This is a genomic window from Pseudomonas sp. Pme6b, from assembly GCF_058129925.1.
In genome coordinates this window covers 768,226-795,000 of the sequence record NZ_CM176704.1, presented here as the reverse complement: position 1 = coordinate 795,000, position 26,775 = coordinate 768,226, and the positions used below count along the sequence as shown (strand labels likewise).

The window sequence follows — 26,775 nt, the reverse complement described above, 5'->3', positions numbered from 1 at the left end:
CTTGTAAACCATTGATCTACAAGGCTTTTTCGTTTCCGTCTGCGCCGGAAGTGGGGCGAATTATAGACAGATCACAGAGGGCGTCAACCGTTAATTTCAAAAATCTGCAATTCAACTGCTGTGCCCCAACAAACACGGGAGATCCTCTTTAAAGACGATCTCCCGCTACGGGAATTTACAAGCTGGGAAATGCGAATTGCGACGCTTCATGGCTCGCACGTTGCGGCCAGCGCTGCGTAATCGCCTTGCGACGCGTATAGAAGCGCACACCATCGGGACCGTACGCATGCAAGTCGCCGAACAGGGAACGCTTCCAGCCACCAAAGCTGTGATAGGCAACCGGTACCGGCAGCGGAACGTTGACCCCGACCATTCCCACTTCAATCTCATCGCAGAACAACCGCGCAGCTTCGCCATCACGGGTAAAGATGCAGGTACCGTTGCCGTATTCATGGTCGTTGATCAGTTGCATGGCCTGTTCAAGGCTGTCCACGCGCACGATGCACAGCACCGGCCCGAAGATCTCTTCTTTATAGATGCGCATTTCTGGCGTTACGCGATCGAACAGACAGCCGCCCATGAAGAAGCCATGTTCGTGCCCGGCAACCTGGAGATTGCGACCGTCTACCACCAGAGTAGCGCCCGACTGCACACCATCTGCTATATAGCCGCCGACCTTGTCGCGATGCTGACCGGTAACCAGTGGCCCCATATCCAGGCCGCAAGTCGTACCTGCACCGATTTTCAGGCTCTGAATTTGCGGAACCAGTTTGGCCACCAACGCATCGGCGATCTGATCCCCGACGCATACCGCAACCGAAATAGCCATGCAGCGCTCACCGCAGGATCCATAGGCAGCGCCCATCAAGGCACTCACTGCGTTGTCCAGGTCGGCATCCGGCATCAGTACCGCATGGTTCTTGGCGCCACCGAGAGCCTGAACCCGCTTGCCACGCGCTGCGCCCTCTTTGTAGATGTACTCGGCAATCGGGGTCGAACCGACAAAGCTCAGCGCCTTGACCTCAGGCGCTTCGATCAGTGCATCGACGGCAACCTTGTCACCATGAACCACATTCAGCACACCCTTCGGCAGCCCGGCCTCGTGCAGCAGCTCGGCTATCAGCAGCGTGGAACTGGGATCGCGTTCGGAGGGTTTGAGGATGAAGCAATTGCCACACGCGATGGCCAGCGGGTACATCCACAGCGGCACCATGGCCGGGAAGTTGAACGGAGTGATACCGGCAACGATACCCAGCGGCTGGAAATCAGACCACGCATCGATGTTCGGCCCGACATTACGACTGTATTCACCCTTGAGCACTTCAGGCGCAGCGCAGGCGTACTCCACGTTTTCAATACCGCGCTTCAGCTCGCCCGCCGCATCTTCCAGGGTCTTGCCGTGCTCTTCACTGATCAACTGAGCAATGCGCGCTTCGTTCTGCTCCAGCAATTGCTTGAAGCGGAACATCACCTGAGCGCGCTTGGCTGGCGGTGTATTACGCCAGGCCGGAAACGCAGCCTTGGCCGAATCGATCGCCTTCTGGACAGTGTCCCGAGTGGCAAGCGCTACTGTGTGGATAACCTGGCCGATCGACGGATTGAACACATCTGCGGTGCGGCCATCTTCAGAAATGAACTCGCCGTGGATCAGGTGTTGAATGCTGCTCATGGAAAACTCCGGATAATTGCATCGGGCGCGAATGGCTTCGCGGCCCATGCGACAAAAGCACCTGTATAAAAGTACCTATATAAGAAGAGAGCCTGTCAGCGTGGTCAGTCGATCAGGTTCAGCGTCTCGCCGACGGCATCGAACAACCGGTCCAGGTCCTGCGCCTGACTGTTGAAGGTCGGGCCAAACTGCAAGGTGTCACCGCCAAAACGCACATAGAACCCGGCTTTCCACAGTTTCATGCCTGCCTCGAAAGGCCGCACGATTGCATCGCCGTCACGAGGTGCGATCTGGATGGCGCCTGCAAGGCCGTAGTTGCGGATATCCACCACGTTTTTCGCGCCCTTGATACCGTGCAGCACGCTTTCAAAATGCGGAGCGATTTCTGCTGCCTGCTGTACCAGGTTTTCACGCTGCAACAACTCCAGCGCCGCGAGCCCGGCCGCGCAGGCCACCGGATGTGCCGAATAGGTATAGCCGTGGGGGAATTCGACGGCGTATTCCGGCGTTGGCTGATTCATGAAGGTCTGATAGATCTCGCTGCTGGCGATCACTGCGCCCATGGGGATCGCGCCATTGGTGATCTGCTTGGCGATACACATCAGGTCAGGCGTGACACCGAAACTGTCCGCACCAAACATCGAGCCTGTACGGCCGAAGCCGGTAATGACTTCGTCGAATATCAGCAGGATATTGTGCTGATCACAAATCTCGCGCAGACGCTTGAGATAGCCTTGCGGCGGAACGATCACGCCGGCAGAGCCCGCCATGGGTTCGACGATTACCGCCGCGATGTTCGACGCATCGTGCAGCTCGATCAGCTTGAGCATCTCGTCGGCCAGCGCAATACCGCCCGCTTCGGGCATCCCCTTCGAATAGGCGTTGCTGGCCAGCAGCGTGTGCGGCAGATGGTCGACATCCATCAACTGGCCGAACATCTTGCGGTTACCATTCACTCCGCCCAGGCTGGTGCCCGCCACGTTCACGCCGTGATAGCCACGCGCGCGCCCGATCATCTTGGTCTTGGTCGCCTGCCCCTTCAGCCGCCAGTAGGCACGCACCATCTTCACTGCCGTGTCCGCGCATTCGGAACCGGAGTTGGTATAAAAGACGTGATTGAGATTGCCCGGCGTCAGTTCGGTAATCTTTTCCGCCAACTGGAACGACAGCGGATGCCCGAACTGAAAGCCCGGCGAGTAATCCAGAATGCCCAGTTGCCGGGAAACGGCTTCCTGAATTTCCTTGCGGGTGTGCCCGGCCCCGCATGTCCATAGCCCGGAAAGCCCATCGTAGATCTTGCGGCCCTTGTCGTCTGTCAGATAGCTACCGTGCGCAGCCACGACCATGCGCGGGTCACGCTGGAAATTTCGATTCGCCGTGTAAGGCATCCAGTGGGCATCAAGCTTCAACTGACTGGCTACAGGCACATCTGACGCTTCGAACATATTCATGGGGGCAAGCCTCGCAGGCGCTAAACGAACGGTCATTGCAGCCAAGGTGTCACGCGGCTAAAGTTCATAAAACCCGATTTTCATAATCTTTGGTTTGGTAAGGACTAAACAATGAGTGTCCGTCGCCCCGATCCACTGTCGCAGGTGAGCGATTTTGATATCCGCTTGCTGCGCATTTTCAAAAGTGTCGTCGAGGCAGGCGGTTTTTCCGCGGCCGAAAGCGTGCTCGGCATTGGCCGGTCGGCGATCAGTCAGCAAATGAGCGATCTGGAACAGCGTCTCGGCTTGCGGCTTTGCCAGCGAGGGCGGGCCGGTTTTTCACTGACCGACGAAGGACGTGAGGTTTATCAATCGTCGTTGCAACTGCTCAGCGCTCTGGAAAGTTTCAGAACTGAGGTCAACGGCCTGCATCAGAACCTGCGCGGCGAGTTGAACATCGGCCTGACCGACAACCTGGTCACCCTTCCCCACATGCGCATCACCCATGCACTGGCCCGCCTGAAAGAGCGTGGCCCGGGCGTGCACATCAATATCCGCATGATTGCTCCCGCCGAAGTCGAGCGAGGCGTATTGGACGGCGGCCTGCATGTCGGTGTCGTGCCACAGGCCAGCGCCCTGCCCGGCCTTGAATATCACCCGTTATACAGTGAGCGTTCGCTGCTTTATTGCGCGGTGGGCCACCCGCTCTTCTACGCGGACAACTCAACGCTGGATGATGAACGCCTCGCACAGCAGGAAGCCATTGCCCCGACCTTTCGCCTGCCCAACGATATTCAGGAGCATTATCAGGCACTGACTTGCACCGCCAGTGCTTCAGACCGCGAGGGCATCGCGTTCCTGATTCTGACTGGACGCTACATTGGCTACCTGCCAGATCATTACGCCAACGCCTGGGTGCAGGAAGGTCGATTGCGCGCGCTGAAACCGGACTCAAAGTTCTACGACCTCAACCTGGTGACCGTTACCCGAAAAGGCCGACGCCCTCATTTGGTGCTGGAGAGCTTTCTGGAAACACTGGCCGCTACCCGATGACACACTCCTGCAGGACACCCTTCCAGTCAGCCAACGTTGCAGAGCGGCTCGAAAACGCTATCAGGCTGATATTTATTGAAATAGTTGGACTCAAATAAAAATAACCTGAGCAACTGGACAGTTTTTTGCAGTGATCCCAGATAACGACACGCCAGTACATGGCAGTTCCCCGTCCGAGACCTTGCCATGCAGCCTGAAACACTCGACAACGATGACCTGATTTACGGCCTGAATGATCGCCCAAGACCTTTAACGGCCATATTGGCAGCGTTCCAGCATGTCCTCGCCAGCTTCGTCGGGATCATCACCCCGCCGTTGATCATCGGATCGACGCTCGGCCTGACTCAATACCTGCCGTATCTGATCAGCATGGCCCTGATGGTGTCGGGCACAGGTACTTTCATTCAGGCGCGCCGCCCGTTTGGTATCGGCGCAGGCATGATCTGCCTGCAAGGCACCAGCTTCGCTTTCCTGGGCGCGGTGTTGTCCGCGGGTTTTCTGGTCAAGCAACGCGGCGGCAGCCCGGAGGACATCATGGCGATGATCTTCGGCGTGTGCTTTTTCGGCGCGCTTGTGCAAATCGTGCTCAGTCGCTGTATTGGCCAGTTGCGACGTGTCATCACGCCGCTGGTGACCGGCATTGTCATCACGCTGATTGGTGTAAGCCTGATCAAGGTAGGTGTGACGGACCTGGGCGGCGGCTTCAACGCACCTGACTTCGGCGCGCCGTTGAACCTGGCGCTGGGCGCCTTCGTTCTGGCAGTGATCATCGTACTTAATCGTTCGAATACGCCTTGGGTGCGCTTGTCGGCGATCATCATCGGCCTGGCGGTCGGCAGTCTCGCCGCCTGGTTCAGCGGCAAGCTGATTCCACAGCCGATCCACGACCTGCCCTTGATCAGCGTGCCGGTGCCGTTCCGTTTTGGTTTCAGCTTTGACTGGACCGCTTTCCTGCCGGTCGCGCTGATTTATCTGATCAGCAGTATCGAAACGGTCGGCGACCTGACCGCCAACTGCATGCTCGCCAGCCAGCCGATCAGTGGCCCGAGCTACGTGGCGCGCCTCAAGGGTGGCGTGCTGGGTGACGGCGTGAGCTGCATGATTGCCGCAACGTTCAGTGCATTCCCCAACACCACCTTTGCGCAGAACAACGGTGTGATTCAGCTGACCGGCGTTGCCAGTCGCTATGTCGGGCTGTACATCGGCGCGGTGCTGTTCGTGCTCGGGCTGTTCCCGCATATCGGTGCCATCGTCCAGCAGATTCCCAAACCGGTACTCGGCGGCGCAACGCTGGTGATGTTCGGCAGCGTCGCGGCAGCCGGTGTGCGCATTCTGGCCCAGTCTCCGCTGGACCGACGCAGCATGCTGATCATCGCCACGTCACTGGGTGTCGGTCTGGGTATCGCCGCGCAGCCTGCGCTGCTGCATCAGATGCCCAAACTGGTACAGAACCTGTTCGATTCGGCCATCACCAGCGGCGGCATCACAGCCATCGTAATGTGCCTGCTGACTCCGGAAGGAAAGGTCGCCGTGACCCGGAATGATTCAGCGACGGAACCCAATCCCCTTGAACAACCACGATAGGCTTCCATAGCCGCACTTGCGCCGGTGCTTGCGAGATAATCGCCGGTGCGCTATCTGTTCATTAGTTGCGCCCTACGACCTGTCCGGAATTGCTCATGACCCTTGAAGTCCCCGCACACAGCGCTCACGTCACCAAGCCCGCAAGCCGTATTCGTCAGAAGAACGAACAAGCAATCATCCAGGCAGCCGAAGATGAATTTGCCCGCCACGGCTTCAAGGGCACCAGCATGAACACCATTGCACTGAAAGCCGGGCTGCCCAAAGCCAACCTGCATTACTACTTCACCAACAAGCTGGGCCTGTATGTCGCGGTACTGAGCAACATCATTGATTTGTGGGACAGCACGTTCAACCACCTGAGCGTCGAAGATGATCCAGCTGAGGCACTGGCCCGCTACATTCGCGCCAAGATGGAGTTTTCGCGCCGCCAGCCTCAGGCTTCACGGATCTTCGCCATGGAGATCATCAGCGGTGGCGAATGCATGAGCGAGTATTTCAGCCAGGACTACCGCCTGTGGTTCCAGGGCCGGGCAGCGGTTTTTCAAGCCTGGATCGATGCAGGCAAGATGGACCCGGTCGACCCTGTACACCTGATCTTCCTGCTGTGGGGAAGCACCCAGCACTACGCTGATTTCGCCTCGCAGATCTGCCGAGTCACCGGTCGCTCCCGCCTGACCCGGCAAGACATGGATCAGGCCAGCAATAATCTGATCCGGATCATCCTCAAAGGTTGTGGGCTCACGCCGCCAGCCTTGTAGAATCGACGCCTTGACGTCAGCTGGATACACGCATGCCTTTTACCCTGGTCGGCCCTTGCGAGTCTCGTGAAGAAATCCGCAAGAGCCGCTTCATGACCCTCGCCGCCCCCATCGCCAGCCCGGCCGACGCCCAGGCGTTCATCGAGCAGCACAGCGACCTCAACGCCACCCACAATTGCTGGGCCTGGAAGCTGGGTGGTCAGTATCGCAGCAACGATGACGGGGAACCGGGCGGTACTGCAGGCAGGCCAATCCTGGCAGCCATCGAGGCGCAGGAATTCGATCAAGTCGTGGTGCTGGTGATCCGCTGGTACGGCGGCATTCAACTGGGGACTGGCGGCCTGGCCCGCGCCTATGGCGGTGGTGCCAACAAATGTTTGCAGCAGGCCGAGCGTCTGCCGCTGATTCAGCGTTCGTCATTCCAGCTTGAATGCAGCTTCAGTGAACTGGCGCTGGTCAAGTTGCGTCTCGCGGAAGTCAACGGCCTGCTGGAAAGTGAAAACTTCACTGCCACTGGCGTGCAGATGGCAATCGCGATAGGCCCCGAGCATGCCGACACGCTGCAACGACAACTGGCTGATCTGAGTCGCGGCAGAATTGTTTTGCACAAGGCCACAACAGAGTAGGCAACGCGTCAGCAATTGCCCACATCTACTGTGCATCCGGCTGTGGATAAGCTGAGTACACTCCACTGCGGGCCTTGCCGGGCTTGCGTTTCAGGCGAATGATCGTTTTTTGAGCAATCGCCTGTCATGGATCCATAAACGGTGCAAAAACAGTCTGTTAGCGCTCGTTAGTCCCTTTGGATGCTAACCACCGACGTATTATTCTCCGCTGACGCGCTTGCGCACAGTATCTGTGGAAGAACCTGTGGATAACAGGTGCAAGGGTCGCGCATCCGTATAACGCACCTCGCTTGACGCCTGCTGTACATTTTTCACTCAAATCAAAGAGCCACCTTTGCCCCTCGCTCCGCCAGCGCGCCCCGAACTGGTGCCGAAATGATCGCGTCAGGTTGTCACTGCACGGCCATGAATGTCGAAAACACCTTACTCAACCTTGATTGAACGCACAGGACAGGAATCCTGACTCCTTGGCCAGGATTTTGCTTTATCCACAAGCGACCCACTTCTGCCTTCGAGCCTTTCATGTCAAACCACGCGATACCTGCGCGTCTACAACTGCGCCACATCACTAAACGGTATCCCGGCTGCCTGGCCAACGACGCTGTCGACCTGACGATTCAGCCCGGCGAGATTCATGCCCTGCTGGGAGAGAACGGTGCCGGCAAAAGCACGCTGATGAAGATCATCTATGGCGTGACGCAGCCCGACGCCGGGTCGATCATCTGGCAAGGCCAGGCGCAGACCATGCGCAATCCGGCACAGGCCAGAAGCCTGGGGATCGGCATGGTGTTCCAGCATTTCTCGCTGTTCGAAACCCTCAGTGTCGCGCAAAACATCGCCCTGGCGATGGGCGCGGCGGCAGGCACGCCCAAGCAACTGGAACCGCGCATTCGCGAGGTTTCGCAACGCTACGGCATGGCAGTGGAGCCCCAGCGCCTGGTCCATAGCCTGTCGATTGGCGAGCGGCAGAAAGTCGAAATCATTCGCTGCCTGATGCAGGACATTCGTCTGTTGATCCTCGACGAGCCCACCTCTGTGCTCACACCCCAGGAAGCCGAAGAGCTGTTCGTGACCCTCAGGCATCTGGCCGCAGAAGGCTGCAGCATTCTGTTTATCAGTCACAAGCTGGGCGAGGTTCGTGCCTTGTGTCACAGCGCAACCGTCCTGCGCAACGGTAAGGTATCCGGGCACTGTATCCCGGCTGAATGCTCCGATCTGGAGCTGGCGCGCTTGATGGTCGGTGATGCCGAAGGGTTGACCGCGCACTACGACAAAGTCAGCGGCAGCGAAGCCTTTCTGCGCGTCGACAAGCTGTCCTGGCACAACCCGGACCCGTTCGGTTGCTCACTGAAAGACCTGAGCCTGGAAGTACGCAGCGGCGAAATCGTCGGCATCGCGGGCGTTGCCGGCAATGGTCAGGATGAATTGCTGGCGCTGCTGAGTGGCGAACAGACCCTGCCTCATGCCCAGGCGACAACCCTGCGTTTCCAAGACACCCCGGTCGGCGACCTGCGCCCCGACGCCCGCCGCAAACACGGGCTGGCGTTCGTTCCGGCAGAGCGTCTGGGGCATGGCGCAGTGCCGGAACTGAGCCTGGCCGACAACGCTCTGCTAACCGCTTTCCAGCAAGGACTGGTGAGCCACGGCTTGATCCAGCGCGGCAAGGTTCGCGCACTGGCCGACGAAATCATCCGTCGCTTTGCAGTCAAGACGACGGACGCACAGGCCGCGGCGCGCAGCCTGTCGGGCGGCAACCTGCAGAAATTCATTCTCGGCCGGGAAATACTGCAAAACCCCAAACTGCTGATTGCCGCGCACCCGACCTGGGGCGTGGATGTCGGTGCTGCCGCAGCGATTCACCGGGCATTGATTGCCTTGCGTGACGCGGGGGCGGCCATTCTGGTGATTTCCGAAGACCTGGACGAGTTGTTCCAGATCAGCGACCGACTCGCCGCCCTGAGCGGCGGCCAGCTTTCCGACCTGATCCCCACTGAACAGACCAGCACCGTGCAAATCGGCGGCTGGATGGCGGGACAGTTCGATCATTCTCACACCCAGGCCCATACGGCGGGTTAACGGAGCAAAAGATGCTGCTTTCTCTGGAACCGCGCGGCCAGCAATCGCGCGCCATGTTGTGGTGTTCCCCTTTACTGGCTGCCGTCCTGACACTGGTCTGCGGCTCGCTGCTGTTCATCGGCCTTGGGCTCAACCCTTGGGTGACGCTGCACACCTTGCTGATCGCACCGGTCAGCGACTGGTATGGCGTGTCGGAATTGATGGTCAAAACCTTGCCGATTCTGCTCTGCGCGCTGGGCCTGGCGGTCGCGTATCAAGCGCGCATCTGGAACATCGGCGCAGAAGGCCAGCTGCTGCTCGGCGCGCTGGCAGGCAGTGCCGTAGCGGTAAATATCATTGAGATGGAAAGTCGCTGGGCCTTGGTCATGGTGCTGCTGGCCGGCACCCTGGCAGGCGCGGCCTGGGCGGGCGTGACCGCCTGGCTGCGCACGCGCTTCAATGCCAATGAGATCCTTACCAGCATCATGCTCAACTATATCGCCCTCAACTTGCTGCTGTACTTCGTGCACGGGCCGCTCAAAGACCCGGCGGGCATGAATTTCCCGGAGTCAGCGACTTTTGGCGACGCCAGCCGCCTGCCGCTGCTGATGGAAGATGGCCGCGCGCACATCGGCGTGTACTTCGCCCTGTTTGCGCTGGTCGCGGTGTGGGTGCTGCTGCAACGCAGTTTCGTCGGTTTTCAGATCAAGGTGCTGGGCCTGGACAAGCGTGCTGCCGGGTTTGTCGGCTTTCGAGAAAAACGCCTGGTCTGGCTCGCACTGTTGATCAGTGGCGCGCTGGCCGGGCTGGCCGGCGTATCGGAAGTGACCGGGCCGATCGGTCAACTGGTGCCGCAGGTCTCGCCAGGTTACGGCTATGCCGCGATCACCGTGGCCTTTCTCGGCCGCCTCAACCCCATCGGCATTCTGTTCTCCAGCCTGTTGATCGCCCTGCTGTATCTGGGCGGAGAAAGCGCGCAAATGACCTTGAACCTGCCCTTGGCAATCACGCAGTTGTTTCAGGGGATGATGCTGTTCTTCCTGCTGGCCTGTGATGTGCTGATTCTCTATCGCCCAAGTTTGAAACTGCACTGGACCAAGCGCCAGATGACAGCCGTCACAGGAGCCGCATGATGGATATCGACCTGCTGAGCAACATTTTCTATGCCATGGTCCGCTGCGGAACCCCCTTGCTGCTGGTGGCGCTGGGCGAACTGATCTGCGAAAAAAGCGGCGTCATCAACCTGGGTCAGGAAGGCATGATGCTGTTTGGCGCGGTGATCGGTTTCATCATCGCCCTGAGTACCGGCAATCTATGGCTGGGCGTGCTGCTGGCGATGCTCGCTGGCATGCTGCTGTCGGCACTGTTTGCGCTGGTGGCACTGGTGTTCAACGCCAATCAGGTCGCGACCGGGCTGGCGCTGACCATTTTCGGTGTCGGCCTTTCCAGCTTCGTCGGCGCCGCCTGGGTCGGCAAGCCATTGAGCGGTTTCGAACCGGTGGTCATCCCGCTGCTGAGTGACATTCCGCTGATCGGCCGCATGCTGTTTGCCCAGGACTTGCTGGTCTACCTGTCCTTCGCCTTGTTCGCTTTGGTCGCCTGGGCGCTGCTGAAAAGCCGCGTCGGGCTGATTATCCAGGCGGTCGGCGAAAATCCCGATGCGGCCAGCGCCATGGGCTTGCCAGTGTTGCGTGTACGCACGTTGGCCGTGCTGTTCGGCGGCGCAATGGCTGGGCTGGCCGGGGCTTACCTGTCGCTGGCCTATACGCCGATGTGGGCGGAAAACATGAGCGCCGGACGCGGCTGGATAGCCTTGGCGCTGGTGGTGTTCGCCAGCTGGCGCGTGTGGCGCCTACTGCTCGGTGCGTACCTGTTCGGCCTCGCCAGCATCCTGCACCTGGTCGCGCAAGGCATCGGCCTGGCCATCCCGTCCAACCTGCTGGCGATGCTGCCTTACCTCGCCACCATCATCGTCCTCGTCCTGCTCTCCCGCGACGCCCTGCGCACCCGACTGTATGCGCCGGTATCGCTGGGCCAGCCGTGGCGGGCGGGGCATTGAGGGAGCTCGCGGCGCAGATGGTTGACGCAGAGCGTCATGAACGGCATTCCCACGCTGGAGCGTGCGGAACGATAATCCCGACTATCGCGCCGATGCTCAGCGTCAGACATCTACCTTGAACGTTTCCGGCTCACGGAGATTCCAACACTGCATAGGCAGTAGTACGCTGCGGGGTCGAAACTTTCGAGAGGTCCTGCTTGCGCTGCCATGGAGTCTGTCTCTCAATTTGCCAAGGAATCATTCATGACCACTACCAAGAAAACCGCCCTCATTATCGGTGCTTCGCGTGGCCTCGGGCTCGGGCTGGTGCAGCGCTTGACCGAACAGGGCTGGCAGGTCACCGCCACGGTGCGTGATCCGCAGAACGCCGAAAACCTCAAAGCGGTAGAAGGCGTGCGCATCGAAGCGGTGGATCTGGACGAACCTGCTTCGCTGGAAGTGCTGGTCCAGAAGCTGCGCGGTGAAGTGTTCGACGTGCTGTTCGTCAATGCCGGCATCAGTGGCGCGGCACACCAGAGCGCTGCGAAGTCGACCGCTGCCGAACTCGGGCAGTTGTTCCTGACCAACGCTGTAGCGCCGATTCGTCTGGCCGAGCGCTTCGTTGAGCAAATCCGTCCCGGCACGGGCGTCCTGGCGTTCATGAGTTCGTGGCTGGGCAGCGTCACTTGCCCGGACGGCGCAAACCTTGCGCTGTACAAGGCCAGCAAGGCTGCACTCAATTCGATGACCAATACCTTTGTCACCGAGCTGGGCGAGAACCGTCCTACCGTGCTGTCGATGCATCCGGGTTGGGTGAAGACCGACATGGGCGGCGAAAATGCCGCCATCGACGTCATGACCAGCACCACCGGGCTTGTCGAACAGCTCAATGCCTACGCAGGCAAGGGCGGCCATCACTTCATCGATTATCAGGGCAAGACGATTGCCTGGTAATCGGCTGCTCGACTAGAATCGCCGTCCTTCGCCGGGGCGCACCTGACCCCGGCGACCCTGGATCAGCAGACAGGGCAACACTGAGCTGGCTAACCTGAACCTGTCTTTCAGAGGAGCCGGCCCATGCCTGCGATCCGTATCTGGTTGAAAAATCCCCTTGCCGTGTTCACTGCCAATGACCTGGACGCCCGTGGCGGTCTGGTGATCGAAGGCGGCGTCATCACTGAAGTGCTGGCCGCCGGACAACAACCGTCGACGCCCTGCACACAGACATTCGATGCCCGCGAGCATGTGCTGCTGCCGGGGCTGATCAACACGCACCATCACTTCTATCAAACCCTCACCCGCGCTTGGGCACCGGTGGTCAACCAGCCATTATTCCCGTGGCTGAAAACCCTGTACCCGGTGTGGGCGCGCCTGACGCCAGAGAAGCTCGCGGTCGCCAGCAAGGTGGCGCTGGCCGAGCTGTTACTGTCCGGGTGCACAACCGCTGCCGACCACCACTATCTGTTTCCCGACGGGCTTGAACACGCCATCGATGTTCAGGTGCAAAGCGTCCGCGAGTTGGGTATGCGCGCAATGTTGACGCGTGGTTCGATGAGCCTTGGCGAAGCGGATGGAGGCTTGCCGCCGCAGCAAACCGTGCAGCAGGGCGAGGTGATTCTGGCCGACAGTCAGCGCCTGATCGAGACCTATCACGAGCGCGGCGATGGTGCGCAGATCCAGATCGCGCTGGCACCCTGCTCGCCGTTTTCGGTCACGCCGCAGATCATGTCCGAGAGTGCCGCCATGGCCGAAAAGCTCGACGTGCGCCTGCACACCCACCTGGCTGAAACCCTCGACGAAGAGGACTTCTGCCTGCAACGCTTCGGCCTGCGCACCGTGGATTATCTGGACAGTGTCGGCTGGTTGGGACCGCGTACCTGGCTGGCCCATGGCATCCACTTCAACCCCGACGAAATCGCCCGTCTCGGCGCAGCAGGCACCGGCGTCTGTCACTGCCCAAGCTCGAACATGCGCCTGGCTTCTGGCATCTGCCCGACGCTGGAGCTGATCGCTGCCGGCGCGCCGCTGGGGCTCGGGGTCGATGGTTCGGCGTCCAACGATGCATCGAACATGATCCTCGAAACCCGCCAGGCGCTTTACCTGCAGCGCCTGCGCTACGGCGCAGAGAAAATCACCCCGCAACTTGTGCTGGGCTGGGCCACCAAGGGGTCAGCGCACTTGCTGGGACGCACAGACCTCGGTGAACTGGCGGTAGGCAAACAGGCTGATATAGCGTTGTTCAAGCTGGACGAACTGCGCTTTTCCGGCAGCCACGACCCGCTGTCAGCGCTGCTACTGTGTGGCGCGGACCGTGCCGATCGGGTGATGATCGCAGGACAATGGCGAGTGATCGACGGCCAGGTCGAAGGCCTGGACATCAAGCAGTTGATTGCCGATCACAGCCAGGCCGCGCGGGAGTTGATTCGGGGCTGAACGTGCGGGGCGATAATCTCAACTATCGTGCGACGCTCCGCGTCGGCATGCCGTTCAGGACGCTCTGCGTCCTCTTGCGACGCAGAGCGTGGGAGCGATAGGCAATAGGCCCTAAAGCCCCAGACACGAGAGCATGATGAACGTCGCGAACAGCACGAAGTGGGTCATGCCTTCGATGGCGTTGGTTTCGCCGTCGTTGAGGTTGATGGCGGACACCAGCAGGGTGATGAAGATCATCACGGTCTGCACCGGCGTCATGGCCATCTGGAACGGCTGGCCACTGTAAAGCGCCATCGCTTCCATGACCGGAACCGTCAGAATCACGGTGGACAACGATGCACCCAAAGCAATGTTGACCACTGACTGCATGCGGTTGGCGAGTGCCGCGCGCAGGGCGGTCAGAATCTCCGGTGCAGCGGAAATGGCGGCCACCAGAATGGCGGTCATCACTGGCGGTGCCCCCGTCCCTTCCAGGCCCAGGTCGACCGTCTTGGACATCACTTCAGCCAGCGCGCCAATCACCACCACACCGATGACCAATGTGACAATTGAGCGGGTCAGGTTGACCGGCTCTGCATGCTGTTCAGCCTGATCCGAGCCCTGGCGCTTTTTCTTTTCCGGGTAGCTGTAGCTGAAAAAGTAGCTGTGCGGGCCGACCTGCATGCGCAGGAACAGCGTGTAGAGCAGAATCATCGCGCCAATGGTGAACGCCGAATAGATCTTCCAGTCGCCTTTGGGGATGAACTCGGGCACCACCATCGACACGCCCATGGCGGTGAGGATCATCACGCTATAGGTGCGCGCCGAGTCATCGTTATAGGACTGCTCGCCGTGCTTGATACCGCCCATCAGCGCGGCCAGGCCAAGGATGCCGTTGATGTCGAGCATGACCGCCGAGTAAATCGTGTCTCGCACCAGCGTCGGCGATGGTTCGTTGCTCATCATGATCGCCAGAATCACCACTTCGACCAGCACCGCCGAGAGCGTGAGGATCATCGTCCCGTAGGGATCACCGACCTTTTCCGCGAGCATTTCGGCGTGGTGCGCGACGCGCATCGAGGCGCAGACGATGAAGCCGACCAGCGCCAACCCGGAAACCAGTGCGACGACCTGTCCGTTGCCCAGCAGCACATGCTCCAGCGGATAGGCGACAAACATGGCAATGATTGCTAGCAGTAGAAACTTTTCTTGCTTGAGCAAAGCGCCCATTACTTTCTCCAAACCCTTGCGACAGATCGCCGCGGATAGTCATGAACGTGTCTGTCATTGAAGCCGTTCAGAGTGCGGTGTGTGACAAAAGGTTTCAACAAATGACCCGAATGAGAACTGCACCCACACGTAAATGACTTTTGATCCCGTCGTCACGATGTGAAATAGTGCCCGCCGTTTTCCAGGCGCCTTTTCTGGCGCGTCTGTTTTTCACGATTCAGCTTCTGTTAGAAAGGACATTCGCCGTGCGTGCTTTTCGACTTCCGCATTTATTGGCTTGCGGCCTGCTCACTCTGCTGGCGAGCGCCGCCCAGGCCGCACCTATCGACATCGATGACGGCCAACACAAAGTCCACCTGCCTGACACTCCCAAGCGCGTGGTGGTGATGGAGTTCTCGTTTCTCGACGGCCTGGCGTCGGTCGGCGTAACACCCGTCGGTGCCGCGGACGATGGCGATGCCAACCGGGTACTGCCCAAAGTGCGTAAGGCGGTAGGCGAATGGCAGTCCGTGGGGCTGCGCTCGCAACCCAATATAGAAGTGATCGCGCGGCTCAAGCCGGACCTGATCATTGCCGACCTCGGCCGCCATCAGGCGCTTTACAACGATCTGGCCAGCCTGGCACCCACACTGATGCTGCCGTCGCGCGGCGAGGATTATCAGGGCAGTCTGAAATCTGCCGAGCTGATCGGCGTGGCGCTCGGCAAAGGCCCAGAGATGCAGGCGCGGATCGCGGAGAACCGCCAGCACCTGAAGACTGTTGCCGATCAGATTCCGGCCAACACCAACGTGCTGTTCGGCGTCGCCCGCGAAGACAGCTTCTCGATACATGGCCCGCACTCTTATGCGGGCAGCGTGTTGCAGGCGATCGGTCTGAAGGTCCCGGAAGTACGCAAAGACGCCGCGCCCACCGAATTCGTCAGCCTGGAGCAGTTGCTGGCATTGGACCCGAACTGGTTGCTGGTCGGTCATTATCGTCGCCCGAGCATCGTCGACAGCTGGAGCAAGCAGCCGCTGTGGCAGGTGCTTGGCGCAGTACGTAACAAGCAGGTAGCTGAAGTGGATGGCGACAGCTGGGCGCGCAATCGCGGGATCATGGCGTCCGAGCAGATCGCCGACGATGCGCTTGCCGTACTCAAGGGCGGCAAGGCCGTGCTGAACCCGTAAATGCGCCGCTGGCTGATGGCGGGCGTGATCACCGCGACCTGCCTGGGACTGTTCTGGGTGTCGCTGTTCGCCCTGTCTTCGTTCAGCATTCGTCAGGTAGATGCCTGGAACGGACTGTTCACGCAGGGTCGCGAGGGCGGCAACATCGCTTATATCGTTGCGCAATTGCGCGTGCCACGCGCCTTGTGCGCGGCGCTGGTCGGTGCCTGCCTCGGCGTGGCCGGGGCCTTGATGCAGGGCATCACGCGCAACCGTCTGGCCTCCCCCTCATTGTTTGGCGTTACGGCGGGCGCGGCGCTGGGGCTGGCGCTGTTTTCCACCGGGCTGGTCGCCCTGCCCTTCCCCGGCGGCGCGCTGCTGATGACCTGCCTCGGTGGTGCGTTGGCATGGATCACAGTGTTCAGTCTTGGCGGCGCATGGTCGCCTGCCACCGCTCAGGGGCGACTGGTGCTGGCGGGTGTCGCCGTCGCCGCGCTGTGCGCAGCCTTGACCCGCCTCACTGTGATTCTTGTCGAAGCACAGGCGCAAAGTGTCCTCAACTGGCTGGCCGGTTCACTGGCCAACGTCGGCGCGGCGCAGTTGCAACTGCTCTGGCCGTGCACGCTGATCGGTCTGGTGCTGGCGATTGCCTGTGCGCCGCGCCTGAACCTGATCAACCTCGGCGAAGACGCTGCCCGCTCACTGGGCGTACGCATCGGTGCCTTGCGCCTGCTGGTGTTCGTGGTCAGCTTGCTGCTGGTCGGCGCCAGCGTCTGTGCGGTGGGGCCGATAGCATTTGTCGGCCTGATCGCGCCGAACATTGCTCGCCAGTGGCTGGGCAATGACTACCGCTGGCTGATCCCGATCAGCGCCGGCCTGGGCGCGGCCATCGTGCTGGCCTCGGACCTGATCAGCCGCGCCGTGGCATTCCCCGTGGAAACGCCGGCCGGCGTGGTCACGGCGTTGATTGGCGCGCCGTTCTTTCTGTTTCTGGCGAGGCGCGCGCTATGAACCAGTCCCGCTCACGGCTGTTGTTGCTGATTGTGTTACTGGTACTGGCCCTGCTGTTGAGCCTCAGCGCGGGCACCGTCTGGCTGACGCCCGGCGCGGTGCTTGATCATCTGATCGCCCACGACAGCAAGGACTTCGAAGTCTGGAATCACCGCCTGCCACGCGGACTGATCGCAATCATGACCGGCTGCGCGTTCGGCCTGGCGGGTGCCATCGTGCAAGGTGTGATTCGCAACCCGCTGGCCTCGCCGGAAATTCTTGGCGTGACCCAGGGCGCAGGGCTGGCGCTGACCATCGCGATTATCGGCCTGCCGCAATTGCCGGTGGCCGCGCTGCCGTTTGTGGCGTGTCTGGGCGGTGCAGCGGGGGCATTGCTGCTGGCGTTGTACAACACCGGCGTGCAGTTTTCCGGCGTGCGTTTCGCGCTCTCCGGGGTAGCGATTGCCGTGACGCTGTCGAGCATCACCGAATTTCTGATTCTGTCCAACCCGCTGGATATCAATACCGCCCTGCTGGCCCTGACCGGCAGTTTGTGGAGCCGTAACTGGCACCATGTGTTGCTGGCCTCGCCGCTTCTGCTGCTGATCCCGCTCAGCTTGCTGCTGGCCAAACCGCTGAACCTGATCGGCCTGGGCGATGAAGCAGCGCAGAGCCTGGGTACCGGCCTCAAACGTACGCGCTGGCTGGCGATGAGCAGTGCCGTGCTGTTGACCAGCCTGGGCGTGGGCATCATCGGACCGGTGAGTTTTGTCGGGCTGGTCGCGCCACACATGGCACGCCGTCTGGTCGGCGGTCATCATCAATACCTGCTGCCCGCCTCCATGGTATTGGGCGCGTTATTGCTGGTGCTGGCCGATACGCTGGGGCGCACATTGATCGCACCCAGCGAGATCCCCGCCGGTATTCTCACGGCGGTGATTGGCGCTCCGTATTTCCTCTGGCTGCTGGCCCGATTCAAAGGTTGATCCCATGAGTATTCTGAAGGCGCAGCAACTCGACATCGGCTATGGCGCAACGCGGATCGTGCAAGACCTGTCATTCAGCCCGCCGCCTGCGCAGGTCACCGCGCTGATCGGCCCCAACGGTTGCGGCAAATCCACACTGCTCAAAGCGTTTGCACGGATTCTCACCCCGCAATCGGGCAGCCTCAGCCTGGACGGCAAAGCCTATAGCCAGCTCTCCGCCAAAGAGCTGGCCCGCAAGGTGGCTTTTCTGCCGCAAGTGCTGCCCATTCCAGAAGGCGTCAGTGTGCGTCAACTGGTGGCTTACGGTCGCAGCCCGCACAACAGTCTGTGGGGACGCTTGAGCGGGGCCGATCAGCACAGTGTCGAACAGGCGCTGCAACGCATGGAGCTGGAAACCCTGGCCGACCGGCCGCTGTCCGACCTTTCCGGCGGGCAGCGCCAACGAGCGTGGCTGGCGATGATCCTTGCGCAGGACGCGGCCATCGTCCTGCTCGACGAGCCGACCACCTATCTGGACATCAGCCATCAGGTCGAACTGCTGGACCTGATGCGCGAACTCAGCGCCGAAGGCAAAACCGTGATTACCGTGCTGCACGACATCAATCAGGCCTGTCGCTATGCCGACCATCTGGCGGTCATGCAGGGTGGACGTCTGGTGACCTGCGGCGCGCCGGGCGAGGTGCTGACAGCCGAGCTGGTCTGCCAGGTGTTCGATGTGCAGGTGCAGATCATGCGCGAACCCGTGGCCGGTACGCCAATGTGCATTGTCGAGCGCAGCACGCGCTGCACCAGTTAGCGGCGCAGCCCACCGCACCTGCACCTTCTCGCTGCACTACGCGTTACACACAAGTCTGTTTTAGATTCTGGCCGAAGGCCGTGGGAGCGAACTTGTTCGCGAAAGGGTCGGCATATTCTCCGAAAATGCATCGTCTGAACGACCTCCTTCGCGGACAAGTCCGCTCCTACACACGCACTATTGCTATAGGGTGAAGCACGCTAGCATCGTAAGTTGTCCTGTTGGTCAGTTATTTGCATTGTCGGGGTATGCACTCCAACAAGACCGCAAGGAGCTAGACCCGATGCACCTGACCAACCCACGTCGTCCTCTGAAAAAACTGCTGTGTGCCATGGCCGCCGTTGTCGGCATTGGCTCCAGCCTGCTCGCCTCGGCAGCCGATCCGCTGAAAGTCGGATTTGTCTACATCGGCCCCATTGGCGACCACGGCTGGACCTATCAGCACGAGCAGGGCCGCCAGGCGATGGTCAAGGCGCTGGGTGACAAGGTGACCAGCAGCTACGTGGAAAACGTGCCGGAGGGCGCGGACGCCGAGCGGGTTATCCGCAACATGGCCAAGGGCGGTTACGACCTGATTTTCAGTACCTCGTTCGGCTACATGAACCCCACGCTGAAAGTCGCCAAGCAATTCCCCAAGGTGAAATTCGAGCACGCGACCGGCTACAAGCAGGACAAGAACATGGGCACGTATCTGGCCCGCACCTATGAGGGTCGTTACGTGAGCGGTTACATCGCCGCGAAAATGACCAAGACCAAGAAAATCGGTTATGTCGCTTCATTCCCGATCCCTGAAGTGCTGCGTGACATCGACGCCATCCAGCTGGCGCTGAACAAATACAACCCGGGCACCGAGATCAAAGTGGTGTGGGTCAACTCCTGGTTCGATCCGGGCAAGGAAGCCGATGCTGCCAACGCACTCATCGATCAGGGCGTTGATGTGGTCTTCCAGCACACCGACAGCCCTGCGCCGATCCAGACCGCCGAGCGTCGTGGCGTCTATGCAGTCGGCTACGCTTCGGACATGGCGCACTTCGGGCCGAAAGCGGTACTGGCTTCCATCGTCAACAACTGGGGCCCGCATTACATTCAGGCCGCCGAGGGTGCCATCGCAGGCACCTGGAAACCACAGGATTACTGGGGCGGCCTGAAAGAGGGTACGGTCGAGTTGCCAATCAGCGACGTGGTACCTGCTGATGTGAAGGCTGAGGCGCAGAAGATCATCGCCAGCATCGAAAGCGGCGAATTCCATCCGTTCACCGGGCCGATCAAGGACCAGAACGGTACCGTGAAAATTGCTGACGGCGTGGTTGCAACCAACGCTGAGCTGGCGTCGATGAACTATTACGTCGAAGGGATCAAGGCCGAACTGCCTAAATAACCGCCTGGCGTCTCGTGCCTGCTTCGGCGGGCACGCTCATCGACAGCGAACACCACATGATTTCCAGGACCGTTAATGGACCAGCTTCCCGTCATCGACATAGCCCCGCTCTACGGCACCGACCTTGAGGCCTGGCAGAATGTCGCCCGGCAGATCGACAGTGCCTGTCGGCAATGGGGTTTCTTTTATATCAAGGGCCACCCGATCAGCGCGCAACGCATCGAGCAGGTGCAATCGGCAGCCAAAGACTTTTTCGCTCGTCCGGCAGCCGAAAAGCTCATCATCGACATCACGCAAAGCACCCATCATCGCGGCTACGGTGCCATCGCTACAGAGCAACTGGACCCCAGCCTGCCGAGCGACCTGAAGGAAACCTTCGACATGGGCCTGCATCTGGAGGCAGGCCATCCCGACGTGCTGGCTGGCAAACCATTGCGCGGGCCCAATCGGCACCCGGACATTCCCGGCTGGGAAAGCCTGATGGAACAGCATTACCTGGACATGCAGGCATTGGCGCAAACCCTGCTGCGCGCCATGACCCTCGCGCTGGGCATCGAACGCGATTTCTTCGATCAGCGCTTCAAGGACCCGGTCAGCGTGCTGCGCATGATTCATTACCCACCGCGTGATACGGCGACCTCGGCCGAGCAACAAGGCGCAGGCGCGCATACCGATTATGGCTGCATCACCCTGTTGTATCAGGACACGGCGGGCGGCTTGCAGGTACGCGACGTGCGGGGCGAATGGATCGACGCACCGCCGATTGACGGTACGTTCGTGGTCAATCTCGGCGACATGATGGCGCGCTGGAGCAACGACCGTTATCTGTCCACGCCGCACCGGGTTATCAGCCCGCTTGGCGTCGACCGCTATTCGATGCCGTTTTTCGCCGAACCGCATCCCGACACGCGTATTGAATGCCTGCCCGGTTGCCAGAGCGAAAGCCAGCCAGCGCGCTATCCTGTTACCACCTGCGCCGAGTTTCTGCTGTCGCGCTTTGCTGATACCTATGCTTACCGCCGCGATCAGGAGGCAAGTTGAACGTTCGGTCAGGTTTTACCCTGCGCAGCGACGTGCATCTGTAGAATGCCCGCGATCTGCACCTGATGAGAAAAGAATATGTACGACTGGTTGAACGCCCTGCCCAAGGCAGAACTGCACTTGCACCTCGAAGGTTCACTGGAACCCGAGTTGCTGTTCGCCCTGGCAGAGCGCAACAAAATTGCCCTGCCGTGGAATGACGTCGAAACCCTGCGCAAGGCCTATGCCTTCAACAACCTGCAGGAATTCCTTGATCTGTATTACCGCGGTGCGGACGTTTTGCGCACAGAGCAGGACTTCTACGACCTGACCTGGGCTTACCTGCTGCGCTGCAAGGAACAGAACGTTATCCACACCGAACCGTTCTTCGATCCGCAAACCCACACCGACCGTGGTATCCCGTTTGAAGTGGTGCTGGCCGGGATTACCGGTGCGCTGAAAGACGGCAAGTCGAAGCTGGGCGTCGACAGCGGTCTGATCCTGAGCTTCCTGCGTCACCTGTCCCAGGAAGAAGCCGAAAAAACCCTCGATCAGGCGCTGCCGTTCCGTGATGCGTTCGTCGCCGTGGGCCTCGATAGCTCCGAGATGGGCCACCCGCCAAGCAAGTTCCAGCGCGTATTTGATCGCGCCCGCAGCGAGGGCTTCCTGACCGTCGCCCACGCCGGAGAAGAAGGCCCGCCGGAATACATCTGGGAAGCACTGGACCTGCTGAAGATCGAGCGCATCGACCACGGTGTACGCGCCATTGAAGACGAGCGACTGATGCAGCGCATCATCGACGAACAAATCCCGCTGACCGTCTGCCCGCTGTCCAACACCAAGCTCTGCGTGTTCGACGACATGGCCCAGCACAACATCCTCGACATGCTCGAGCGCGGCGTGAAAGTCACCGTCAACTCGGATGACCCGGCCTATTTCGGTGGCTACGTGACCGAAAACTTCCATGCGCTGTACACCCACCTGGGCATGACCGAAGATCAGGCAAAACGCTTGGCACAAAACAGCCTGGATGCACGACTGGTCAAGCCCTAGGGAGTGATTGAGCGGCTACCCCATCGTTCCTCACGCTCCGCGTCGCAACAGGACGCGAAGCGTCCGGAACGGCATGCAAAAGCGGAGCGGTGACACGATAGTGGTGGAGCAAGCCACACCTGCGGTTCCCGTCAGGCCGCCGCGGCGATCTTGCTGATTTCCCGCTGCCCACTGGAGGAGACCTGCAAGGTGCTGGGCTCCTCGGTGGTGCGCAGCCAGCCCATTTGAAAGAATAACTGCAGTAGCCCCGCCCCCAGCGCGCCGCCCAGGTGCGGGTTGCGATCATTCCATTTCGGGCAGGCACATACCGTTTCACGCTTGCGCTGTGCCAGCGCCGGTATGTAAATACCGCGCTCGGCAAAACTGGCCACACCCTTGCTCGTGACCTCGACACGCTTCTCTTGCTGTTCTATCCAGCCCGCTTCCAGAAGGCGCTGATAAAGCTCGGCGGCCATTTCGCCGCCCAGATGATCGGAGCAGATTCTTGCACGGCGTAGCGGCAACGGCGGCATAGGCTGAGCAAACCTGCGGCTGATCTGTTCGGCACTGGCCAGCGAGGCACAGGCCAGAGCTTCTACAGCGGCCCCCACTTCCGGCGCGGCGAGGCGAAAGAAGCGCTTGCGACCCCGCGCCTCCTGTTTCAACAAACCGCCGCTGGTCAGACGCGCCAGGTGCGCGCCTGCAGAAGAAGTCGAGAGTCCCGCCAAAATCGCCAACTCATCGGCAGGACGAGCAGTACCATCCATCAGTGCCCAGATCATTGCGCTGCGCTTGGGGTCGGCCAGCAATGTTGCGATCTGGCTGATGCAAGGTCCGTATTCCATGTGTTCACTCCCTGTTGAAACATTCATCTATCGTGATGACTGGGTGAAAGCAATCACGCCTCGGTAGAGTTGAACGTGGTTCTTATATGAAATGACAAGTATAAACTCTATGCCCTTCGGCCCCAGTGGGCGAAAAACGATTCGTACAAACTGTTGTTGTACAACAGCTCGAAAAAACCCACGTTTCTCTCTCGCCCGATCGGCAGGAAGATCTTCCTGCCTTAACGGCGACCCCCTCTAGCAAAGGGGTTTCGACCATTACTTCAAAAAGAGATTGAAAAAACAAGCGTAATACCCATGACAAAAACGCCAAAACCACTCAACAACAGTCAGTTTTAACTTCGCCTGAGAGTTGAAACTTTGCACCATTGAAACACTTTCAAATATTATATTTTCCGACACTTCCGAAGGTTATTTCCTACCCGGACGTGGCTATTAAAACAAACCAACGGGCGACGGACCTACAGCCTGTTGCTTACAACGTGACCTGAGCATTTCCAGCAACAGAATGACCGGCTTGCTGAGCTGCGCCCGGTGCGCGCATAACAGGTTCAGCGGCGCTCGCTCGCCGATCAAATCTGGCATCAATACTTTCAGGTGCCCGGCCCGTACATCTGCGGCGACGTCCAGCCAGGATTTGTACGCCACACCTTCGCCCGCTACTGCCCAGCGGCGCACTACATCTGCGTCGTCACTGAACCGGTTGCCGCTGACCGTCAGGCTGATTTCGCGCTTGCCATCATTCAGCGTCCAGCGGTCATGCACACGGTCCCCGAGCATGAACAACAGGCAGTTATGCTGCGCCAGTTGCTCAACCTGCTGCGGTTCGCCATGACGCTGCAGGTAACTCGGCGCGGCACACAACACCCGCCGGTTGTCAGGCAACACCGGCAATGCGACCAGGCTTGAATCCTCCGGCTCGCCGTAACGCAGCGCCACATCGACCGGCTGGCGGAACAGGTCGGCAATACGATCACCCAGCAACAGGCGCACGGTCAGTTGCGGATGTTGCTGTTGAAATTCGTCGAGCCAGGGCAAGAGTACGTTACGTCCCAGATCCGACGGTGCCGAGAGTTGCAACACGCCTTCACAACGGTCCTGACTGCTGGCCAGCAGGCGCCGCCCCTCTTCCAGACTGCCCAGTGCGGCGCGGGCATACTCCAGAAACCCCTCGCCTTCGGCAGTCAGACGAAGGCTGCGGGTCGAACGTGCCAGCAAGCGCGCACCCAATTGCCGTTCAATACGTTTGAGCGCCGCGCTGGCAACCGCCGCAGACATGTCCATCACCCGCGCTGCGGCAGAAAGGCTGCCCAGGTCCGCTGCACGAACGAACAACTGCAAGTCGTCAAAACGCAACATCAATGCCTCGTATTATCAAAATAAAATTGAAAGAGCCTGCCGTTTTAGCGGGTTTTATCTTTACTGGAAATAGCCAATGATCTCTTCATCATTTTTCCCGAAGAGGCCCGTCATGAAAGCAATCGCGTATTACCACTCGCTGCCGATCAGCGACGCACTGTCATTGCAGGACATCGAACTGCCTGAACCGGTGGCTGGCGCTCGTGATCTGCTGGTCGAGGTCAAGGCCATCTCCGTCAACCCGGTGGACACCAAAATCCGCCAGAACGTCCAGCCCGAGGACGGCGCTCCGAAGGTACTGGGCTGGGATGTGACAGGTGTCGTGAAAGCGGTGGGTAGCCAGGTCACGCTGTTCAAGCCGGGTGACAAGGTGTTCTATGCCGGCTCCCTGACCCGGCCGGGTGGCAACAGCGAACTGCATGTGGTCGATGAGCGTATTGTCGGGCATATGCCGAAAACCCTGAGCTTTGCCCATGCGGCCGCGTTGCCGTTGACGGCGATCACTGCCTGGGAGCTGTTGTTCGAGCGCCTGCAGATCGCTCAGCAAAAAGGCGAAGGCTCGCACAGCCTGCTGATCGTCGGTGCAGCGGGCGGTGTAGGTTCGATCCTTACCCAGTTGGCACGTCATCTGACCACCCTGAAGGTCATCGGCACCGCTTCCCGGCCTGAGACCGAAAGCTGGGTCCGCGAACTGGGCGCACACGAAGTGCTGAACCACAGCAAGCCGTTGAGCGAAGAACTGAAGCGCGTCGGCCTGAACCAGGTGACCCATGTGGCTAGCCTGACCCAGACCGAACAGCATCTGGACCAGTTGGTCGAGGCGCTCAAGCCACAGGGCAAGCTGGCGCTGATCGACGATCCCAAGTCACTGGATGTATCGAAGCTCAAGCGCAAGAGCCTGTCGCTGCACTGGGAGTTCATGTACACGCGGTCGATGTTCGAAACCGAGGACATGATAGAACAGCACAACCTGCTCAACCGGGTGGCCGATCTGATCGACGCGGGAACGCTGAAAACCACCTTTGGTGAGCACTTCGGCAGCATCAACGCAGAGAATCTGCGCCGCGCTCATGCCCTGCTGGAAAGTGGCAAGGCCAAGGGCAAGGTTGTACTGGAAGGGTTCTGAACGCGATATGGTTGTGTCGCATCGCGTGACTGACACAACCGTTGCGCCGAATCAGACAGGCTTCGCCTGTGCATCCCGCGTGCCTTGCGCACGGCGTGTCAGTACCGAAAGGCCGACCGTCAGCACACCGCAAAGGCTGATAACCAACGCCATGGGTGTGGCCGTGCCATCATGCAACAAGCCCACCAGGCTGGCGGCGATGGCGGCAACACTGAATTGCAGACAACCCAGCAGCGCCGAGGCACTGCCCGCACGCGCCCACTGGCCGCTCATGGCGCAGGCTGACGCATTGGGGATGATGCACCCAAGGCTTGCCACGCAAATGAACAATGGCACCAGCAGCGGCCAAAGCGCTTCGGTGCGCAGCAAGCTGATCGCCAGCAACACCAGCGCCGCGGTCAGATAGATCCAGACCGTTCGTGACAACAAAAATGCCGGCCCCGTCTTGCGCAGCAGACGCGCATTGATCTGCGCGACCAGAATGAAACCCGCCGCGTTCATCCCGAACAGCCAGCCGTAATGCTCGGCAGGTACCCCGTACAGCTTGATGAACACGAACGGCGACCCGGCGACGTAAGCGAACATTCCGGGCATGGCCGATGAAGACGCGGTCCTGCAGCAGGTTGACGTACTGGCGAAATGCGCCACTCAACGGCTGACGAGGCGTGCTGGCGGGCATGCTTTCCGGCAGCCCCAGTGCAACCGCCGCCAGGCAGGCACCACTGAAAAGCGCCAGGCTGACAAAGATCGATTGCCAGCCAAAGGTGCTGACCAGTACTCCGCCAAGCATGGGTGCCAGAATCGGAGCCAGGCCCATGACCAGCATCAGTTGCGAAAAGACCTTGGCCGACTCGACGGCATTGCACTTGTCACTGACGATTGCCCGCGACAACACTATCCCGGCACAGCCGCCCAACGCCTGAACGAAGCGCGCACCAATCAGCCATTCAAGGCTTGGCGCAAAGGCGCAGGCTATCGAGGCGAGCATGAACATGGTAACGCCGAACAACAGCGGAATGCGCCGACCGAACCGGTCAGCCACCGGACCATAGGCCAGTTGTCCCAGGGAAAGCCCAAGAAAGTAAGCCGCGAGGGTCAACTGAATATGTTTATCGTCGGTCCCGAAATACGAGGCCATGGCAGGAAACCCAGGAAGATAGAAGTCGATGGCCAGAGGGCCGAAGGCACTCAATGAGCCAAGGATAAGGATTGTGCGTAGATTCATCGGGTGTCCATTAACGGG

The 26,775-nt window shown here is 60.0% G+C and carries 22 protein-coding genes and 1 pseudogene; 17 read left to right on the top strand and 6 right to left on the bottom strand.

The window, feature by feature from the left end:
- Positions 1-175 precede the first annotated feature (175 nt).
- Both AC4ANE_RS03520 and aptA read right to left on the bottom strand, forming a co-directional pair.
- Positions 176-1,669: a CoA-acylating methylmalonate-semialdehyde dehydrogenase gene (locus AC4ANE_RS03520; protein WP_002555506.1), complete on the bottom strand. Its 1,494-nt coding sequence runs from the start codon at positions 1,667-1,669 to the stop codon at positions 176-178.
- A 104-nt stretch (positions 1,670-1,773) separates the two neighbouring features.
- Positions 1,774-3,120, bottom strand: coding sequence for an omega-aminotransferase AptA (gene aptA / locus AC4ANE_RS03515; RefSeq protein ID WP_002555507.1), 1,347 nt, complete (start codon positions 3,118-3,120; stop codon positions 1,774-1,776).
- A gap of 111 nt (positions 3,121-3,231) precedes the next feature.
- Between aptA and AC4ANE_RS03510 the strand changes: the two genes are divergently transcribed.
- From AC4ANE_RS03510 to AC4ANE_RS03470, 9 genes are all read left to right on the top strand, one after another.
- Positions 3,232-4,152: a LysR family transcriptional regulator gene (locus AC4ANE_RS03510; RefSeq protein WP_002555508.1), complete on the top strand. Its 921-nt coding sequence runs from the start codon at positions 3,232-3,234 to the stop codon at positions 4,150-4,152.
- Positions 4,153-4,338: 186 nt separating this feature from the next.
- The gene (locus AC4ANE_RS03505) at positions 4,339-5,736 is read left to right on the top strand and encodes a uracil-xanthine permease family protein (RefSeq protein WP_002555509.1); all 1,398 of its coding nucleotides are present in this window, start codon (positions 4,339-4,341) and stop codon (positions 5,734-5,736) included.
- A gap of 95 nt (positions 5,737-5,831) precedes the next feature.
- The gene (locus AC4ANE_RS03500) at positions 5,832-6,494 is read left to right on the top strand and encodes a TetR/AcrR family transcriptional regulator (protein WP_002555510.1); all 663 of its coding nucleotides are present in this window, start codon (positions 5,832-5,834) and stop codon (positions 6,492-6,494) included.
- Between the two features lie 32 nt (positions 6,495-6,526).
- Positions 6,527-7,120 (top strand): IMPACT family protein, encoded by a 594-nt coding sequence (locus AC4ANE_RS03495; RefSeq protein ID WP_002555511.1) that lies wholly within the window; start codon positions 6,527-6,529, stop codon positions 7,118-7,120.
- Between the two features lie 522 nt (positions 7,121-7,642).
- Positions 7,643-9,196, top strand: coding sequence for an ABC transporter ATP-binding protein (locus AC4ANE_RS03490; RefSeq protein WP_002555512.1), 1,554 nt, complete (start codon positions 7,643-7,645; stop codon positions 9,194-9,196).
- Positions 9,197-9,207: 11 nt separating this feature from the next.
- A complete protein-coding gene (locus AC4ANE_RS03485; protein ID WP_002555513.1) occupies positions 9,208-10,308 on the top strand; it encodes an ABC transporter permease in 1,101 nt (366 codons plus the stop codon).
- Positions 10,308-11,234 carry an ABC transporter permease gene (locus AC4ANE_RS03480; RefSeq protein ID WP_002555514.1) on the top strand — a complete coding sequence of 309 codons (927 nt, stop codon included), beginning with the start codon at positions 10,308-10,310 and terminating at the stop codon, positions 11,232-11,234. Before AC4ANE_RS03485 ends, AC4ANE_RS03480 begins: the two co-directional genes overlap by 1 nt.
- 243 nt (positions 11,235-11,477) lie before the next feature.
- On the top strand, positions 11,478-12,167 hold the full coding sequence (locus AC4ANE_RS03475) for an SDR family oxidoreductase (protein ID WP_002555515.1): 690 nt from the start codon (positions 11,478-11,480) through the stop codon (positions 12,165-12,167).
- 123 nt (positions 12,168-12,290) lie between these two features.
- Entirely contained in the window at positions 12,291-13,646 is a 1,356-nt protein-coding gene (locus tag AC4ANE_RS03470; RefSeq protein ID WP_002555516.1) for an 8-oxoguanine deaminase, read from the top strand.
- A 111-nt stretch (positions 13,647-13,757) separates the two neighbouring features.
- Here the strand turns inward: AC4ANE_RS03470 and AC4ANE_RS03465 are convergent, their stop codons facing one another.
- Positions 13,758-14,855 carry a calcium:cation antiporter gene (locus AC4ANE_RS03465; RefSeq protein WP_002555517.1) on the bottom strand — a complete coding sequence of 366 codons (1,098 nt, stop codon included), beginning with the start codon at positions 14,853-14,855 and terminating at the stop codon, positions 13,758-13,760.
- A 245-nt stretch (positions 14,856-15,100) separates the two neighbouring features.
- On the opposite strand from AC4ANE_RS03465, the gene AC4ANE_RS03460 reads away from it, so the two are divergent.
- From AC4ANE_RS03460 to AC4ANE_RS03430, 7 genes are all read left to right on the top strand, one after another.
- Positions 15,101-16,021, top strand: coding sequence for a Fe(3+) dicitrate ABC transporter substrate-binding protein FecB (locus AC4ANE_RS03460; RefSeq protein WP_460408702.1), 921 nt, complete (start codon positions 15,101-15,103; stop codon positions 16,019-16,021).
- Positions 16,022-17,011, top strand: coding sequence for an iron-dicitrate ABC transporter permease FecC (gene fecC / locus AC4ANE_RS03455; RefSeq protein WP_002555519.1), 990 nt, complete (start codon positions 16,022-16,024; stop codon positions 17,009-17,011).
- On the top strand, positions 17,008-17,976 hold the full coding sequence (locus AC4ANE_RS03450) for an iron chelate uptake ABC transporter family permease subunit (protein ID WP_002555520.1): 969 nt from the start codon (positions 17,008-17,010) through the stop codon (positions 17,974-17,976). The genes fecC and AC4ANE_RS03450 overlap by 4 nt, the downstream gene beginning before the upstream one ends.
- A gap of 4 nt (positions 17,977-17,980) precedes the next feature.
- A complete protein-coding gene (fecE, locus tag AC4ANE_RS03445) occupies positions 17,981-18,772 on the top strand; it encodes a Fe(3+) dicitrate ABC transporter ATP-binding protein FecE (protein WP_002555521.1) in 792 nt (263 codons plus the stop codon).
- A 283-nt stretch (positions 18,773-19,055) separates the two neighbouring features.
- Positions 19,056-20,150: a BMP family ABC transporter substrate-binding protein gene (locus AC4ANE_RS03440; RefSeq protein WP_002555522.1), complete on the top strand. Its 1,095-nt coding sequence runs from the start codon at positions 19,056-19,058 to the stop codon at positions 20,148-20,150.
- 75 nt (positions 20,151-20,225) lie between these two features.
- Entirely contained in the window at positions 20,226-21,191 is a 966-nt protein-coding gene (locus AC4ANE_RS03435) for a 2-oxoglutarate and iron-dependent oxygenase domain-containing protein (protein WP_002555523.1), read from the top strand.
- Positions 21,192-21,269: 78 nt separating this feature from the next.
- Positions 21,270-22,223, top strand: a complete 954-nt coding sequence (locus AC4ANE_RS03430) for an adenosine deaminase (RefSeq protein ID WP_002555524.1) — start codon at positions 21,270-21,272, stop codon at positions 22,221-22,223.
- Between the two features lie 131 nt (positions 22,224-22,354).
- Here the strand turns inward: AC4ANE_RS03430 and AC4ANE_RS03425 are convergent, their stop codons facing one another.
- The gene (locus AC4ANE_RS03425; protein ID WP_002555525.1) at positions 22,355-23,047 is read right to left on the bottom strand and encodes an ArsR/SmtB family transcription factor; all 693 of its coding nucleotides are present in this window, start codon (positions 23,045-23,047) and stop codon (positions 22,355-22,357) included.
- Between the two features lie 435 nt (positions 23,048-23,482).
- Positions 23,483-24,406, bottom strand: a complete 924-nt coding sequence (locus AC4ANE_RS03420; RefSeq protein WP_002555526.1) for a LysR family transcriptional regulator — start codon at positions 24,404-24,406, stop codon at positions 23,483-23,485.
- Between the two features lie 112 nt (positions 24,407-24,518).
- Here AC4ANE_RS03420 and AC4ANE_RS03415 point away from each other — a divergent pair, with 112 nt between their 5' ends.
- Complete coding sequence (locus AC4ANE_RS03415; RefSeq protein WP_002555527.1) at positions 24,519-25,532, top strand: zinc-binding alcohol dehydrogenase family protein; 1,014 nt, start codon at positions 24,519-24,521, stop codon at positions 25,530-25,532.
- A gap of 51 nt (positions 25,533-25,583) precedes the next feature.
- On the opposite strand, the pseudogene AC4ANE_RS03410 reads toward AC4ANE_RS03415, so the two are convergent.
- Positions 25,584-26,757: pseudogene (locus tag AC4ANE_RS03410) on the bottom strand (multidrug effflux MFS transporter).
- Positions 26,758-26,775 lie beyond the last annotated feature (18 nt).

What these genes read in the sequence shown, in the direction of transcription:
- AC4ANE_RS03520 (WP_002555506.1), bottom strand. Translation starts at nt 1,669, where the DNA reads ATGAGCAGCATTCAACACCTGATCCACGGCGAGTTCATTTCTGAAGAT.
- aptA (WP_002555507.1), bottom strand. Translation starts at nt 3,120, where the DNA reads ATGAATATGTTCGAAGCGTCAGATGTGCCTGTAGCCAGTCAGTTGAAG.
- AC4ANE_RS03510 (WP_002555508.1), top strand. Translation starts at nt 3,232, where the DNA reads ATGAGTGTCCGTCGCCCCGATCCACTGTCGCAGGTGAGCGATTTTGAT.
- AC4ANE_RS03505 (WP_002555509.1), top strand. Translation starts at nt 4,339, where the DNA reads ATGCAGCCTGAAACACTCGACAACGATGACCTGATTTACGGCCTGAAT.
- AC4ANE_RS03500 (WP_002555510.1), top strand. Translation starts at nt 5,832, where the DNA reads ATGACCCTTGAAGTCCCCGCACACAGCGCTCACGTCACCAAGCCCGCA.
- AC4ANE_RS03495 (WP_002555511.1), top strand. Translation starts at nt 6,527, where the DNA reads ATGCCTTTTACCCTGGTCGGCCCTTGCGAGTCTCGTGAAGAAATCCGC.
- AC4ANE_RS03490 (WP_002555512.1), top strand. Translation starts at nt 7,643, where the DNA reads ATGTCAAACCACGCGATACCTGCGCGTCTACAACTGCGCCACATCACT.
- AC4ANE_RS03485 (WP_002555513.1), top strand. Translation starts at nt 9,208, where the DNA reads ATGCTGCTTTCTCTGGAACCGCGCGGCCAGCAATCGCGCGCCATGTTG.
- AC4ANE_RS03480 (WP_002555514.1), top strand. Translation starts at nt 10,308, where the DNA reads ATGGATATCGACCTGCTGAGCAACATTTTCTATGCCATGGTCCGCTGC.
- AC4ANE_RS03475 (WP_002555515.1), top strand. Translation starts at nt 11,478, where the DNA reads ATGACCACTACCAAGAAAACCGCCCTCATTATCGGTGCTTCGCGTGGC.
- AC4ANE_RS03470 (WP_002555516.1), top strand. Translation starts at nt 12,291, where the DNA reads ATGCCTGCGATCCGTATCTGGTTGAAAAATCCCCTTGCCGTGTTCACT.
- AC4ANE_RS03465 (WP_002555517.1), bottom strand. Translation starts at nt 14,855, where the DNA reads ATGGGCGCTTTGCTCAAGCAAGAAAAGTTTCTACTGCTAGCAATCATT.
- fecC (WP_002555519.1), top strand. Translation starts at nt 16,022, where the DNA reads ATGCGCCGCTGGCTGATGGCGGGCGTGATCACCGCGACCTGCCTGGGA.
- AC4ANE_RS03450 (WP_002555520.1), top strand. Translation starts at nt 17,008, where the DNA reads ATGAACCAGTCCCGCTCACGGCTGTTGTTGCTGATTGTGTTACTGGTA.
- fecE (WP_002555521.1), top strand. Translation starts at nt 17,981, where the DNA reads ATGAGTATTCTGAAGGCGCAGCAACTCGACATCGGCTATGGCGCAACG.
- AC4ANE_RS03440 (WP_002555522.1), top strand. Translation starts at nt 19,056, where the DNA reads ATGCACCTGACCAACCCACGTCGTCCTCTGAAAAAACTGCTGTGTGCC.
- AC4ANE_RS03435 (WP_002555523.1), top strand. Translation starts at nt 20,226, where the DNA reads ATGGACCAGCTTCCCGTCATCGACATAGCCCCGCTCTACGGCACCGAC.
- AC4ANE_RS03430 (WP_002555524.1), top strand. Translation starts at nt 21,270, where the DNA reads ATGTACGACTGGTTGAACGCCCTGCCCAAGGCAGAACTGCACTTGCAC.
- AC4ANE_RS03425 (WP_002555525.1), bottom strand. Translation starts at nt 23,047, where the DNA reads ATGGAATACGGACCTTGCATCAGCCAGATCGCAACATTGCTGGCCGAC.
- AC4ANE_RS03420 (WP_002555526.1), bottom strand. Translation starts at nt 24,406, where the DNA reads ATGTTGCGTTTTGACGACTTGCAGTTGTTCGTTCGTGCAGCGGACCTG.
- AC4ANE_RS03415 (WP_002555527.1), top strand. Translation starts at nt 24,519, where the DNA reads ATGAAAGCAATCGCGTATTACCACTCGCTGCCGATCAGCGACGCACTG.